Below are 13,290 nucleotides of genomic sequence, written 5' to 3'. Positions count from 1 at the left end.
TTAGGGGATTTTGGGGAATTTTGCAAAGGTCTCTGCCTGTTTTTTATGGCTTAAAGGCCGTCTGAAACGATTTCAGACGGCCTTTTGTTTTTGATGATGGGTTGTTTTAAGGCCAATTGAGGCAAGGGAAGGGTATTCCCTATCTGAGACTACGCTTCCGGCCAGTCGGCACAATAGTATTGCCAATAGACTTCGATAAAAGGAATCTCGCCGTAATCGCACAACCACGGTTTGGCGCGTGTGGTGTAGTGGATAACGGGCGGAACAGTGTCGGGTTTGGGGAATACTTCGCTGAGATTTCGTTTTTGGAAATATTGGACTGCGCCTGTTTGAAAATTCCAAGATTCTTCCAATTGCAGCCAATTTTTTTGAAATACGGTGTTTAGAAAGCATTGGTCGCCGTAGGGAACGGATTTATCAATGGTGGCAGCAGTTTGCAGCAGTTGCGCCGCGATATTGTGTTCCCGCCATTGCGCCAGGTTGACCAACAACATACCGGAATTGAAATAGGGCGTAGTGTGCAGGCCGGTTGGGTGATTCCATTCGGTACGGGCAAGAAAGGAGTCTTGTACCGCCGCAACGGGATAACCGCGCATATCGAGGCTGAACAAATCGTGTAGGGATTGGGTAATCACCATATCGCTGTCGAGATACAGGGCGCGGTCGACAGGCAGGTGCTGCATCATCAGGCGGAAAAATGCGGCATCCGAAATATGGGGTAGGCGGTGATATTGGCTGAAGTCCATCTCGATTTTGACATCATTCAGACGGCCGCCGCTGGCTGCGAGCTTTTGGTTGGTATAGTCGATCCATTCCCGTCTGAAGGTATTGTGCATGAGGTAGAAATTGACATTTGTGTTGTGGGTACAGATGGATTTCATCAGGGTATGAACCTGCTCGGCATAGCCGGTATCGGCGGCAAGAACGATGGTGATGTTGCTCATTGGTTAAATTCCCTAAATTTTATCAGTCATTTTCTTGGTCTTGTGCGGTCGGTAAGGAGGCGTGGTCTTCGTTTTCCGACATGGCTTTTTCTAATAAATCGCGTTGTAGCTGTTTACCGGCTTTGATGCCCAATTTGCGTAGTTTTTCGGTGCTGCTGATGAGGTTGCCCCTGCCGGAAACCAAGCGGCCATAGGCCGTCTGAAACTGGGATTGAGCCTGACCGAGCGCTTTATTGATGCCGTCCATGCTTTCGACAAAGCCGACAAATTTGTCATAAAGTTTGCTGCCTGCCTCGGCAATGGCCAGTGCGTTTTGGTTTTGCTGCTCGTTGCGCCAGATGTTGGCAACGGTGCGCAGGGTGGCGAGCAGGGTGCTGGGGCCGGTCAGCATGATGCGTTTGTCGAAACACTCTTGGAAGAGGTTTGGATCGTGTTGCAGGGCGAGGAGGTAGGCCGGTTCGACAGGGACGAACATAAAGACGAAGTCCAGCGTTTTGACGCCCTCAAGGTCGGTGTAATCTTTTGCTGCCAAGCTTTTGATATGGGCGCGGATACTGGCGACGTGGTTGGCAAGCTCGCGTTCTGCTTCTGCGCCGGTGCTTTGCGTATAGCGGACGTAGGCGGTCAGCGATACTTTGGAGTCGATGACGATTTGTTTGTTGTCGGGCAGATTGATGAGGACGTCGGGCTGGAGGCGACGTTGGGTGCCATCTGCTTCGTGGCGGACGCTGGAGGCTTGAACGATGTATTCGCGGCCTTTCTGTAGGCCGGAATTTTCCAATACGCTTTCCAAAATCATCTCGCCCCAGTTGCCTTGGGTTTTATTTTGCGTGCCGGTCAGCGCAGTGGTCAGCGCTTTGGCATCGTGGTGGAGCTGGGTGTTGAGTGTTTGCAGGCGTTTGAGCTCGTTTTCGATGGTCAAGCGCTCTTTTGCTTCTTTTTCATAAGTCTGCTGAACCAGCTCGCTGAAGCCGTGTATGCGTTCGTTGAGCGGATTGAGCAGTTGCTGGAGGTGATCGTGGTTTTGCTCGGTAAAGCGGCGGCTTTTCTCTTCTAAAATAGTGTTGGCGAGGTTTTGGAACTGGTCGCTTAGGTTTTTACGCGCATCTGCCAATAGAGCTAATTTTTCTTCGGCAGCCTGACGGTCTTTTTCCGATTGGGTGTTGAGGCGCTCGTTTTGGACTTGAAGCGCGTGGTTTTGCTCCAAAAGGGCGGCGTATTCTTGTTTCAGACGGCCTTTTTCGGCTTCCTGTTGCTGTAAAAGGCTGTTTTTATCGTCGATATTGGCTTTTTCTTGGGTCAGTTGTGTGGAGAGGCGTTCGTTTTGGACTTGCAGCGCATGGTTTTGCTCCAAAAGCGTGTCGTAGTCTTGTTTCAGACGGCCTTTTTCCGTTTCTTGTTGTTGCAAAAGCGTATTTTTATCCGCACTCAATGCCTGTTCTTGAACCAGTTGCGTGTTTAATCGCTCATTGTTGATTTGCAGGTTTTGCGCGCTTTGCTGCCATTTTGCACATTCGTGTTTTAAAGCTTCGGCTTCGGCCTCGCAATCTTGCAGATAGGCAATCTGTTTTTCGGCTGCGGCAAAGCGGTTGCCCGTCTCCTGCAATTCGTCTTGCAATTCCTGCACGGTATGGCGGCTTTGCGCCAAGTCCGCCGCAGTTTGAGCCTGCACCTGTTCGGCAAACTCATGTAGGCGGCGACTTTCGGCCAATTCTTGCAAAACAATAAAGTGTCGGCTTTGGGCTTGGTAGCGTGTTATCAGCCAAGCAAACAGCGCGCCGATAAAAAATGCGGCCGCGCCGGTCAGGATTAGGGTGGTGTTCATGCTGGAAATAGTCAATATGCAGAATGTTTCACTATATCATATATTTGCAGCGCATTTTATGGTCGGATATGCGCTAGAAACGTGTGTTTTCTTTAAAAGAAGCTATCAAAGGTATTGGTTTTGACTAAATGAATATTTGGTTTGCAAAAAATATAATTTTGTAACATTTTGAATTTAAAAACATATTTAATTTAGAGTGCAATTTTGCAACAAAAAAGGAGGGATTTTATGGGCGCAGAAAGATACGTTTGTAGTGCGTATGTAATTAAGACATCGGTGTCATTGAGAAAGACATCGGTGTCATTTTCAAAACAAAATATAAATTAACTAAAATCATCATTATGTATATTTTTAGTATTTTATCTTTACGGAAAAGTTGTATTAATTAACGATTAACACGGTATGATTCGTCCTGTCGGCAGCGCGGATGCCGGCGAAAAAATGTGTATGTTGTTAAATAACATTTTGTATCTATGAAAAAGGACTACTTAAAATGGGATATTTAATAACGCTTGCTGCCGCTTCTTTAATCGGTATGTCCGGAATATCGGCTTCTGCCATCGGCATCTCCCGTAATATTGAAACGGTAGTACACAAATAATTCAATCATAAACGAATTAATTACAATACCTCAGAAAACGCAACTTAGGCCGTTTCTCGGCCGACAGACAAGAAAGTGAGATAAACAATGAAAACTTTAATCAAACTGGCAGCAGCCTCTTTAATCGGTATGTCCGGCCTGACCGTCGGTGCAACCAATATCGCCCACAATATGGCTGATGCCGATAAATAAAAAATACACAACACACCCTTAAATACACAGAAAAGAGTTAAAATGAAAACATTAATCAAATTGGCCGCAGCTTCTTTGATCGGCATGTCCGGTTTGACAGTTGGTGCGACCAAAATCGCAAAAAATATGGCAGAAGCTGCCAATAAATAAACGCAAGTGAAATTAAGCTTGTTTTGGTGATAAAAAAGGCCGTCTGAACATTCAGACGGCCTTTGTATTTGATGGCAAACCGTTTTATTTGCCGATACAGAAGCGCGAGAAAATCACGCCCAGCAAATCGTCGGCGGTAAATTCGCCGGTGATTTCGCTGCACGCGTTTTGGGCGAGGCGCAGGTGTTCGGCGAAAAGCTCGATTTGGTTGTTGTCGCAGAGGGCGGCGTTTTCCAGCTCGGCTTCGGCTTCGTGCAAGGCGTTGAGGTGGCGGCTGCGGGCGAGGAACAGGCTTTCGCTTTCGCCCTGCCAACCGACTTCCTGCAACAGCGCGTGTTTGAGTAAGTCGAGACCCGCGCCGGTTTTAGCGGACAGGCTGATGACGGTGTCCGCGCCGGTTTGCGCGAGGCCGTCTGAACGGACGGCAACAGGTTCGCCGGTCAGGTCGGCTTTGTTGTGGATTTCGATTTTTTTCAAACCTTCGGGCAGGCTGTTCAAAATAGCTTGGGTTTTCGCGTTCACGCCTTCGCGCGGGTCAATCAGAATCAGGGCGACATCGGCTTCGGAGACGGCTTTGCGGCTGCGCTCGATGCCGATTTGTTCGACCACGTCGTCGGTTTCGCGCAGACCGGCGGTGTCAATGATGTGGACGGGCACGCCGTCGAGGGTGATTTGTTCGCGCACGGTGTCGCGGGTGGTGCCGGCGATGTCGGTTACAATGGCGATGTCGTCGCCAGCCAAGGCATTGAGCAGGCTGGATTTGCCGACGTTGGGCGCGCCGACGAGGACGACGTTCATGCCTTCGCGCAAAATCGCGCCTTGTTCCGCGCTGGCAAGCACGGTTTTCAGACGGCCTTGCAGGGCTTGGAGCTTGCCGCGTGCGTCGGCGGCTTCGAGAAAATCAATGTCTTCTTCGGGGAAGTCCAGCGTAGCTTCAACCAGCATCCGCAAAGTAATAAGGTCGTCCACCAGCTCGTGTATGTGTTGGGAAAATGCGCCTTTGAGCGAACGCAACGCCATGCGGGCGGCGGACTTGCTGGAGGCGTCGATGAGGTCGGCGACGCTTTCGGCTTGGGCAAGGTCGAGTTTGTTGTTAAGGAAGGCGCGTTTGGTAAATTCGCCCGGCTCCGCCATGCGCGCACCCAGTTCGAGGCAGCGCGAGAGCAACATGTCCATCACGACGGGGCCACCGTGTCCCTGCAACTCAATCACATCTTCACCGGTAAAGCTGGCTGGCGCGGCGAAGTAGAGCAGGATGCCGTTGTCTATCGGCTGTCCGTCGCCGCCGAGAAAGTCGGTGTAAAGCGCGGTGCGCGGCTTGGGCGTTTTGCCGCCGCTGAGGGTTTGCGCCAAAGGCAGCAGGTTTTTGCCGGAAAGACGGATCACACCGACGCCGCCGCGTCCGGGTGCGGTGGCGATGGCGGCGATGGTGGGTTGGGTTGCGGACATGGTTGGCTCGTATCTGGAATTTAATAGACGGTATTATATAGTGATTTCACGATGATGCAGGCCGTCTGAAAACCTTGATTTCGGTTTTAGACGGCCTTTGACTTTGATGGAATTAAAATGATGAACCTTCCTGCTTCAGAAATTCTGCTTCTTCTTCCGTGGTTTTACGCCCCAATACGGCGTTACGGTGCGGATAGCGTCCGAAGTGGTCGATGATGACTTTGTGTTTGATTTCAAAGTCCAATGCGTTTTCATTGGTATAGCGTTCAAACAGCGGTACGGCTTGTTCATGGATAACTTGGCTTTCGCTGTGCATCAACGGCATCAGCATGAAATGGCGTTCATGCGGGAGGAGATCGGCGAAGCCGGGTCGGCGAACGGCTTCTTGGGCAAGAATGAGTGCAGCAGTATCTTGGGCAAACGCTTGAGGGCTGTCGCGGAACAGATTGCGCGAGAATTGGTCAAGAATAATGATTTCGGCGAGCCTGCCTTGCAGGGTATCGCGCCAGTGTGAAAGTTCGCCGCGAGCTGCCTGCTGCCAGATATCGAAAAATTGAGCGCGAATTTTGGCATCGAATCCATTGTTGCGGGCAAATTGGAAAGGGTGGTTTTCTTCGGTAAACCAGAAATCTAAGACAGTTTGAGGTGTCATGAAAACTCCTTGAAATAGAGTACAGGGAAAATTGAGGTCGTCTGAAAAATTAGAGAGATGCTTTCAGATCATCTTAACCATCAGCGCTTGCGTGAGAAAAGATCGGTAGCGGAGCGGATTGTTGCTCACAATATGCAATTTATGATCTACATCTTTTCAGGATGGGCTCCTTACTACTCTGGTACAATTCCTTCACTTTGTTCAAAATATTTTTGTAATTTTGATATAAATTGCCGACAGATTTTATTCGTATGTGGAGACGACGACAATATTTTGCACTTGGAAAACTTTGCTTGCGTTGCCGACATAAGCTGTTGCACCAATCACTGCGATTTTCATGTGTGACTTCTTGTTGAGATTCGATTGATGAGATGAGCGCATGCAAAGGCCGTCTGAAACGCTTGATAATCCCTGATTTACTGTTATTATTGTGAAGTTGAACTACATAATTATTCTAAATGCAAGACATTAAACCCCTGCTTGTTTTCGCTACCGTCCTCGAATACGGCAGCATGAACGCCGCCGCTGCCGCGCTGGGCATGACCCCGTCTGCTGTCAGTCAGCACATCAACCGCCTCGAAACCCTGCACGGCATTAAGCTGTTAAACCGCAGCACGCGCAGTCTTGCGCCGACCGATGCCGGCCGCGCCTTGGGCGAATACTGCCGCCGTCTCGCTGCCACCCTTGCCGATACGCGTACCGTTATCGACAATCTGAAAACCGAACCCGTCGGCGAATTGCGGATTTCCCTGACTTCCTGCGTCATCGGCTCCCGCGCTTTTCAGACGGCCTTTTCGCGATTGCAAACTGAGTTTCCCAAAATTCGTCCTGTCCTTAATTTCAGCGATACTTTGGACGACCTGCAACACAATCAGACCGACATCGCCATACGCGGCGGCGACCGGGCTTTGGATGATCCCAACTTGGTTGCGCGCCATCTCGTGACTTGGCCGTACATCATTTGCGCCGCACCCGATTATCTCGACCGGCATCCGCCCATTACCCATCCCTCTCAGCTTCACGCCCACCGCTGGCTGCATTTTTTACCTGTCCGCACTACCTTGCAAAACGGTGAAGAAAGCTATTTCCTCGACGTCGCCGACAGCATTGCCTGTACGCATCTTGCCGCCGTGTGCCATCTGACCGAAAGCGGTTTCGGTTTGTCTTTACAAGTGGGCGGCGAAGTGAGGGAGAAAATTGCACAAGGCCGTCTGAAAGCGATTTTGCCCGAATGGACATTACCACCGGTCAGCCTTTATTTGGTCACGCCTTATCGTGTGCAGTCTGCCAAAACCGAGGCTGCCGTGCGCATTTTTACCGAGAGTTTTGCCAAGGAAGGGAATTTATGAACGCGGAAAATTGGAGCGTTTACCTGATTTTGTGCGAAAACGGCGCGTTTTATTGCGGCATCAGCAACCGTCCGCAAGAGCGGTTTGCGGCGCATTTGTCAGGAAACGGCGCGAAATACACGCGGTTGAACAAGCCTGTCGAGATGCGCATTGTTTCAGACGGCCTGAACAAAAGTGAAGCGCTGAAACGGGAACTCGGCATTAAGAAATTGACGGCAGAGCAGAAGCGGGGATTGTGGGCGGAAGCTGAAACATTGGCAAAAGGTTAATGGCGGCAATAGATTAAATTGTAGTCGGGATATGAATAACCACATAAATAGGTAAGCCTGCTGGTGTCTTTTGCATGGCCAAGCGGCAAATGTTTATTAACATGATTCAAAAAGGCCGTCTGAAACCTGATCGGGGTTCAGACGGCCTTTTTGGGATAAGAGGTGTTTTAATGCTTATTGTATTATCTGGAAAGTTTGTAAAAAGTTGAATTTAAAAAGAAACTTTAAAAATTGGTAGATAACTGTTTGAACAATAAAATGAAAGTTATCGCGATTCATGACAAATAGGGTGAATTTTTATCCGAGTAGAGAGGTGGTGTCAATATGTTTTTCAGTTTTTGAGACAAAATCTGATTTATACCAATATTTATTATAGTGTAGGTCGAAAGTATTAGTTTCTGTGTTAGAATTTTTGAGCTGTTTATATAAAACAGTGATTTAAATAAAATTAAGGAAAGACAGAACATGAACAAATTACTGATTGCCGTAATGATGATGGCTGGTTTGACAGCTTGTTCCCAAGAGGCTAAACAGGAGACACAAGAGACTGCTCAAGCCGTTGCATCTGAAGTGAAAAACGAAGTTGCTTCTGCTGCTGATACTGCTGCGTCTGCCGCTCAAGAGGCTGCCGATAAAGCCGAAGTCGCTGCCAGCAAAGCAGAGGAAGCCGCTAAACCTGAAGAAGCTGCCAAGCCTGCTGAATCCGCCAAAGTGGACGGCAAAGCTGTTTTTGAAGCGAACTGTAAAGCATGTCACAGCGGCTTGATTCCCGGCGCTCCGGCCGTAGGCAAAAAAGAAGACTGGGCGCCTCGCATTAAACAAGGCAAAGACACCTTGCACAAACACGCCCTCGAAGGCTTCAATTCCATGCCTGCCAAAGGCGGCAACGGCAGCTTAAGCGACGACGAAGTGAAAGCCGCAGTTGACTACATGGCCAACGAATCCGGCGCTAAATTCTAAATCATGCAGATTGAAACGCACCTTGTCACAAGGTGCGTTTTTTATGGGCAGACGGGTGAAAGTTGAAATAGGGCCGATAAACAGGCAAAGGCCGTCTGAAACATTTTATTTTGAAGCACAATCGGCTAAAATCAGGCGAATTATTTTATGCAGGAGCAAACCATGAGCAATCAACACGACAACGTAGATGCCGGCGAAATCGCCAAGTTCAGCCAAATCGCCGATAAATGGTGGGATAAAAACGGCGAATTCAAGCCCCTGCATGACATCAACCCCTTACGCCTCGACTATATCGACGGCTATGCCGGATTGGCAGGCAAACGCGTGCTGGATGTAGGCTGCGGCGGCGGGATTTTGTCGGAAAGCATGGCCAAACGCGGCGCAGAACACGTGACCGGCATCGATATGGCGGAAAAATCCCTGCAAACCGCCGCTGCCCATGCGGCCAGCCAACACGTTGCCAATATCGATTACCGCTGCATCCGCGTTGAAGACCTCGCCGCCGAGCAGCCGCATAGCTTTGACGTGGTAACGTGTATGGAAATGATGGAACACGTTCCCGATCCAGCCGCCATCGTTCAAGCCTGTGCGAAACTGGTCAAACCCGACGGCATGGTGTTTTTCTCCACCATCAACCGCAATCCCAAATCTTATCTGCATCTGATTGTCGGTGCGGAATATCTGTTGAAATTCGTCCCCAAAGGCACGCACGACTGGAAAAAATTCATCACGCCGGCAGAACTCGCACGCATGTGCCGCCAAGCCGGATTGGATACCGTCGGCAGCAAGGGCATGACCTATAATTTGTTGAGCGGCCGTTATTCCTTGTGCGACTCGACCGAGGTTAACTATATGGTGACCTGTCGTCCGGCGTAAGGTTACACGGATAAAGCACACGGGCTTGCCCGATATTTGAAACGGTATGTTGAAAGCAGCTCGATACAAATATCGGTAAGGTAAATCAGGCCGTCTGAAAAGAAAAAAGGCATGTTTGATACATGCCTTTTTTGTATGTGCAGAGAGGTTGTCGCCCTTATTCCGTCCAAGACGAATACGGATGTTTGCTCAAATACGCATTGGTGAATTTACCGTCTGCCGTGATTTCTTTGCCCAGCCAAGACGGTTTGGGGAACTCGGTATCTTCAGACGGCAATTCGATTTCCGCCACAATCAAGGGCGCATTGTCGCCGAAATATTCGTCGATTTCATACACAAAGCCTTCAAATTCAACCCGATAGCGGTATTTTTCCATTTTAAACGGGCACATGTCCGCCATCATCGCCTGCGCGTGAGCCAGCGGAATTTCGTATTCAAACTCGCTGCGCGTCATGTTGGAAATATAGCCTTTCAGGGTCAACCATGCTTGCGAACCGATAATCCGCACACGGATGGTGCGCTCTTTTTCCACGCTCAAATAGCCCTGTTGCAACACCAGCGGCTCGCTTGCCGCTTCGCGCCAACTGTCATCCGCCAGCAAAAAGCGGCGTTCGATTTCGACCGTCATGAATTCTTTCCTTATTTACCAAACAGGCCGTCTGAAGATTAAAACGGCTTGAAAACCACCATATAAAGCGCGGCAACCATCATCAATACGGGGAGTTCGTTGAATACCCGATACCAGCGGTGCGAATACACATTGCTGCCGTTCTGAAAACGGCGCAGCAGCAGGCCGCAATAAAGCTGGTAAGCCAAGAGCAGTAGGCCGCACAACAATTTAACCGCCAGCCAGCCGTTGCCCCACCAATTATTTACAAATCCGATGGACGCGCCGAATATCAGCGTTCCCCAGCCCAAAGGCGACATAAAGCGGTACAGCCGCCGCGACATATCCGTCAGCCGTACATATTCCACGCTGCCGGGCTCTAATTGCGCCAGATTCACATAAATCCGCGGCAGATAAAACAGTCCGGCAAACCAAGAAATCACAAAAAACACATGCAGCAGCTTAAACCACAAATACATTTCAGACGGCCTCAAAACCTAAAACCATTATTTTATCCGCAATGCGGCCCAAGCCGAAACAAAATAGTCAAAACAATCCGATTTAGTGCGCCGCAACAATGTGTTGCAGGCATGATTTTACTCAAAAGCCAAATTGTAAATTTCGCAACAATATGCAAGTTGATATATGCACGATGCAAAAAACTTGTTAGAATCATATGCTATTTAATTATAAAAACATTATGGACGGAAAACATGAAACAATTCGAAATCAGCAACAGCGTCAGGAAAGCGCTTTGCGACTACCTGAATACGCACAATCTAAACCTCAAAGCCGCCATGGACAATGAAACAACCAATGGCGAAGTCGCGGCCATCGTTCACGCAGGATTGCCGGCGATGATTCGGAAAATCTATTCTTTGGAAAAAATGAAAACCTTTTTCTGGACGAAAAAAGATTTGATGATGGAATTTATCAATATGCGCTTGGATGCCGGTGATAAAAAGGGCAAAAACTAATTTTAGCGTTGAGCTGGGGGAGATAGGGGTTTGAAATGTGGGCTTCTGTTTTTCTCGATGTCTTGTTAGGGATAGGGCTTACTTATTGTTCCTAATAAATTTTGACAACAGGCCGTCTGAAATTCAAATGATAGGGCATGGGGAACATGCCCTGTTTTTATGGGCGGCTTGTCCGCATTGGGAAAATATTGAGCTTGGAAATCATTGCGGCGTTCTGCGCTGGGTGGTTTTATCGGCTGAATATTTTTATATTTGTCTTGCTGAAAATATTGAATTAATTATAAAAAGGCCGTCTGAAACATTTCAGACGGCCTTTAGCGTTGAATCAGCAATTAAAACGGCGGATTTTCAAATCAAGCTGCGTTGTCGAAACCGCTGTGGCGGAGCAGGGCATCCAAGCTTGGTTCGCGGCCGCGGAAGGCTTTGAAGGATTCTGCTGCGCTGCGCGAACCGCCGACGGCCAGTATTTCTTTCCAGAAGCGGCGGCCGGTTTCGGCAACGTCGTCGCTTTCTTCAAAAGCGGCGTAAGCGTCTGCACTCAAAACTTCCGCCCATGCGTAGCTGTAATAGCCTGCGGAGTAGCCGCCGGCGAAGATGTGGCTGAAGCTCAAGGCAAAGCGGTTGTATGCCGGCGGTTGGGTTACAGCGACTTCTTGACGCACTTTGTCCAAGATTTGCGGCCATTCTTTCAGACGGCCTTCATCTTCCTGATGGTAGATTTCCATGTCGAAGAGGGCAAATTCCATTTGACGGACGAGGAACATACCGCGTTGGAAGTTTTTGGCGGCGTGCATTTTGTCGAACAGTTCTTTCGGCAATACCGCGCCGGTTTCTTCGTGCGAGGACATTTGCGCCAATACGTCGTATTCCCAAACGAAGTTTTCCATGAATTGGCTAGGCAGCTCGACCGCGTCCCATTCGACGCCGTTGATGCCGGATACGCCCACTTCGTCAACTTGGGTCAACAAGTGGTGCAGGCCGTGGCCGGTTTCGTGGAAGAGGGTGATGATTTCGTCGTGGCTCAAACGCGCCTCTTTGTCGCCGACCGGCGGGGTGAAGTTGCAGACGAGGTAGGCGGTCGGCAGTTGCAGCGTACCGTCGGCGAAACGGCGGCGGCTTTTGTAGCCGTCCATCCATGCGCCGCCGCGTTTGCCTTCGCGTGCGTACAAGTCCATGTAAACGCCGCCGATGGTTTGGCCGTCTTGTTTCAGCTCGAAATAGCGCACGTCTTTGTGCCAAACGGGGACGGTTTTTTCAGCCAGCTCGATGCCGTAGAGTTTTTTGATTTGGGCAAACAGGCCTGCCAATACTTTGCTGATAGGGAAGTATTTTTTCACTTCGGTTTCGCTGAAGGCGTATTTGGCTTGACGCAGTTTTTCAGCGGCGTAGCTCAAATCCCAAGATTGCGGATCTTCGATATTCAGGTTTTCTCGCGCAAAGGCTTTGATTTCGGCAAAGTCTTTTTCGGCAAACGGTTTGGCGCGGCGGGCTAGGTCGTGCAGGAAATTCAGAACCTGTTCGGGCGTATCCGCCATTTTGGTTGCCAGCGACAGCTCGGCGTAGTTTTTGAAGCCGAGCAGTTTGGCGGTTTTCAGCGCGTTTGCGAGGGTTTGTTCGACGTTGGCCGTGTTGTCGAATTTGCCTTCGTCAGACAATTCGCTGGCACGGGTAACGTAGGCGCGGTAGATTTGTTCGCGCAGTTCGCGGTTGTCAGCGTATTGGATAACGGCGAGGTAGTGCGGAATCTGCAGGCCGATTTTGTAGCCTGTTTTACCTTCGCTTTGCGCGGCAGCGGCAAACATGGCGAGTGAGTCTTCGGGGATGCCGGCAAGCGGCGCGGCATCGTCAAAGTAAATGCCGAAAGCATCGGTCGCGTCTTGGATGTTTTGTGCGAATTTGGCACCCAGTTGCGCGCCTTCGGTTTGCAGTTGAGCCAGTTCTGCCTGCTGTTCGGGCGGTAATTCGGCACCGCTGAGGACGAAGTCGCGCAAGTCGTGGTTGAGCTTGGTTTGCTGAGCCGGGGAGAGGGTGTCGAATTCGGCAGAATTTTTGATGATTTTGAAGCGGTTGTACAACTCGATGTCTTGACCGATTTCGGTGAAGAAAATGGTGATTTCAGGCATCAATTCGTTGTATACGGCACGCAGCTCGGGCGTATCGACCACGGAGTTGAGATGGGAAACCACGCTCCAAATGCGGCCGACGCGTTCGGTAATATCGGTCAGTTTTTCGACAGTGTTTGCCCAGTCGGTGTGCGTTTGCGCTTTGATGGCGGCGATTTGTTCGCGCGCTTCGGCAATGGCGGTTTGCAGGGCGGGTTTGATGTCTTCGGTTTTGATTTGGTCGAAACGGGGTTCTTCGCCCAAGTGGAGCAGGACGTTGTCGCTCATATGGTTTCTCCTGAATAAGATGGATTCAGACGGCCTTGTGGCCGTCTGA

Annotated in this window: 12 protein-coding genes; 5 read left to right on the top strand and 7 right to left on the bottom strand. The window is 49.8% G+C overall.

Annotated features, from left to right (window positions below; all coding sequences use genetic code 11):
• Window positions 1-149: 149 nt before the first annotated feature.
• The 4 genes from HMPREF2865_RS02440 to HMPREF2865_RS02425 form a co-directional block, all read right to left on the bottom strand.
• Entirely contained in the window at window positions 150-944 is a 795-nt protein-coding gene (locus tag HMPREF2865_RS02440) for a glycosyltransferase family 8 protein (RefSeq protein WP_070645394.1), read from the bottom strand.
• 22 nt (window positions 945-966) lie between these two features.
• On the bottom strand, window positions 967-2,769 hold the full coding sequence (gene rmuC, locus HMPREF2865_RS02435; protein ID WP_070645392.1) for a DNA recombination protein RmuC: 1,803 nt from the start codon (window positions 2,767-2,769) through the stop codon (window positions 967-969).
• Between the two features lie 1,027 nt (window positions 2,770-3,796).
• Window positions 3,797-5,161: a tRNA uridine-5-carboxymethylaminomethyl(34) synthesis GTPase MnmE gene (mnmE, locus tag HMPREF2865_RS02430; protein WP_070645390.1), complete on the bottom strand. Its 1,365-nt coding sequence runs from the start codon at window positions 5,159-5,161 to the stop codon at window positions 3,797-3,799.
• A gap of 112 nt (window positions 5,162-5,273) precedes the next feature.
• Window positions 5,274-5,813 (bottom strand): DUF924 family protein, encoded by a 540-nt coding sequence (locus HMPREF2865_RS02425; RefSeq protein ID WP_070645388.1) that lies wholly within the window; start codon window positions 5,811-5,813, stop codon window positions 5,274-5,276.
• A 458-nt stretch (window positions 5,814-6,271) separates the two neighbouring features.
• Here HMPREF2865_RS02425 and HMPREF2865_RS02420 point away from each other — a divergent pair, with 458 nt between their 5' ends.
• The 4 genes from HMPREF2865_RS02420 (at window position 6,272) to ubiG (ending at window position 9,267) form a co-directional block, all read left to right on the top strand.
• Window positions 6,272-7,162, top strand: coding sequence for a LysR family transcriptional regulator (locus tag HMPREF2865_RS02420; protein ID WP_070645386.1), 891 nt, complete (start codon window positions 6,272-6,274; stop codon window positions 7,160-7,162).
• On the top strand, window positions 7,159-7,431 hold the full coding sequence (locus HMPREF2865_RS02415; RefSeq protein ID WP_070645384.1) for a GIY-YIG nuclease family protein: 273 nt from the start codon (window positions 7,159-7,161) through the stop codon (window positions 7,429-7,431). Before HMPREF2865_RS02420 ends, HMPREF2865_RS02415 begins: the two co-directional genes overlap by 4 nt.
• Before the next feature lie 465 nt (window positions 7,432-7,896).
• The gene (locus HMPREF2865_RS02410) at window positions 7,897-8,391 is read left to right on the top strand and encodes a c-type cytochrome (protein WP_070645382.1); all 495 of its coding nucleotides are present in this window, start codon (window positions 7,897-7,899) and stop codon (window positions 8,389-8,391) included.
• 162 nt (window positions 8,392-8,553) lie between these two features.
• Window positions 8,554-9,267 carry a bifunctional 2-polyprenyl-6-hydroxyphenol methylase/3-demethylubiquinol 3-O-methyltransferase UbiG gene (gene ubiG / locus HMPREF2865_RS02405; RefSeq protein ID WP_199900801.1) on the top strand — a complete coding sequence of 238 codons (714 nt, stop codon included), beginning with the start codon at window positions 8,554-8,556 and terminating at the stop codon, window positions 9,265-9,267.
• 157 nt (window positions 9,268-9,424) lie between these two features.
• On the opposite strand, the gene HMPREF2865_RS02400 is transcribed toward ubiG, so the two are convergent.
• Complete coding sequence (locus tag HMPREF2865_RS02400; RefSeq protein ID WP_070645378.1) at window positions 9,425-9,895, bottom strand: CYTH domain-containing protein; 471 nt, start codon at window positions 9,893-9,895, stop codon at window positions 9,425-9,427.
• Between the two features lie 38 nt (window positions 9,896-9,933).
• Window positions 9,934-10,353: a CopD family protein gene (locus tag HMPREF2865_RS02395; RefSeq protein WP_070645376.1), complete on the bottom strand. Its 420-nt coding sequence runs from the start codon at window positions 10,351-10,353 to the stop codon at window positions 9,934-9,936.
• Between the two features lie 234 nt (window positions 10,354-10,587).
• Between HMPREF2865_RS02395 and HMPREF2865_RS02390 the strand changes: the two genes are divergently transcribed.
• A complete protein-coding gene (locus tag HMPREF2865_RS02390; protein WP_070645374.1) occupies window positions 10,588-10,851 on the top strand; it encodes a hypothetical protein in 264 nt (87 codons plus the stop codon).
• Between the two features lie 353 nt (window positions 10,852-11,204).
• On the opposite strand, the gene HMPREF2865_RS02385 is transcribed toward HMPREF2865_RS02390, so the two are convergent.
• Window positions 11,205-13,241, bottom strand: coding sequence for a M3 family metallopeptidase (locus HMPREF2865_RS02385; RefSeq protein ID WP_070645372.1), 2,037 nt, complete (start codon window positions 13,239-13,241; stop codon window positions 11,205-11,207).
• Window positions 13,242-13,290 lie beyond the last annotated feature (49 nt).

It is taken from the genome of Neisseria sp. HMSC073G10, from assembly GCF_001812605.1.
GTDB lineage: Bacteria > Pseudomonadota > Gammaproteobacteria > Burkholderiales > Neisseriaceae > Neisseria > Neisseria subflava_A.
Note: the sequence above shows the minus strand (reverse complement) of the source record. Positions and strands in the feature narration are given on the sequence as shown.

Excerpts from the sequence above, each read along its gene's own strand:
- HMPREF2865_RS02440 (WP_070645394.1), bottom strand. The coding sequence starts at position 944 with ATGAGCAACATCACCATCGTTCTTGCCGCCGATACCGGCTATGCCGAG.
- rmuC (WP_070645392.1), bottom strand. The coding sequence starts at position 2,769 with ATGAACACCACCCTAATCCTGACCGGCGCGGCCGCATTTTTTATCGGC.
- mnmE (WP_070645390.1), bottom strand. The coding sequence starts at position 5,161 with ATGTCCGCAACCCAACCCACCATCGCCGCCATCGCCACCGCACCCGGA.
- HMPREF2865_RS02425 (WP_070645388.1), bottom strand. The coding sequence starts at position 5,813 with ATGACACCTCAAACTGTCTTAGATTTCTGGTTTACCGAAGAAAACCAC.
- HMPREF2865_RS02420 (WP_070645386.1), top strand. The coding sequence starts at position 6,272 with ATGCAAGACATTAAACCCCTGCTTGTTTTCGCTACCGTCCTCGAATAC.
- HMPREF2865_RS02415 (WP_070645384.1), top strand. The coding sequence starts at position 7,159 with ATGAACGCGGAAAATTGGAGCGTTTACCTGATTTTGTGCGAAAACGGC.
- HMPREF2865_RS02410 (WP_070645382.1), top strand. The coding sequence starts at position 7,897 with ATGAACAAATTACTGATTGCCGTAATGATGATGGCTGGTTTGACAGCT.
- ubiG (WP_199900801.1), top strand. The coding sequence starts at position 8,554 with ATGAGCAATCAACACGACAACGTAGATGCCGGCGAAATCGCCAAGTTC.
- HMPREF2865_RS02400 (WP_070645378.1), bottom strand. The coding sequence starts at position 9,895 with ATGACGGTCGAAATCGAACGCCGCTTTTTGCTGGCGGATGACAGTTGG.
- HMPREF2865_RS02395 (WP_070645376.1), bottom strand. The coding sequence starts at position 10,353 with ATGTATTTGTGGTTTAAGCTGCTGCATGTGTTTTTTGTGATTTCTTGG.
- HMPREF2865_RS02390 (WP_070645374.1), top strand. The coding sequence starts at position 10,588 with ATGAAACAATTCGAAATCAGCAACAGCGTCAGGAAAGCGCTTTGCGAC.
- HMPREF2865_RS02385 (WP_070645372.1), bottom strand. The coding sequence starts at position 13,241 with ATGAGCGACAACGTCCTGCTCCACTTGGGCGAAGAACCCCGTTTCGAC.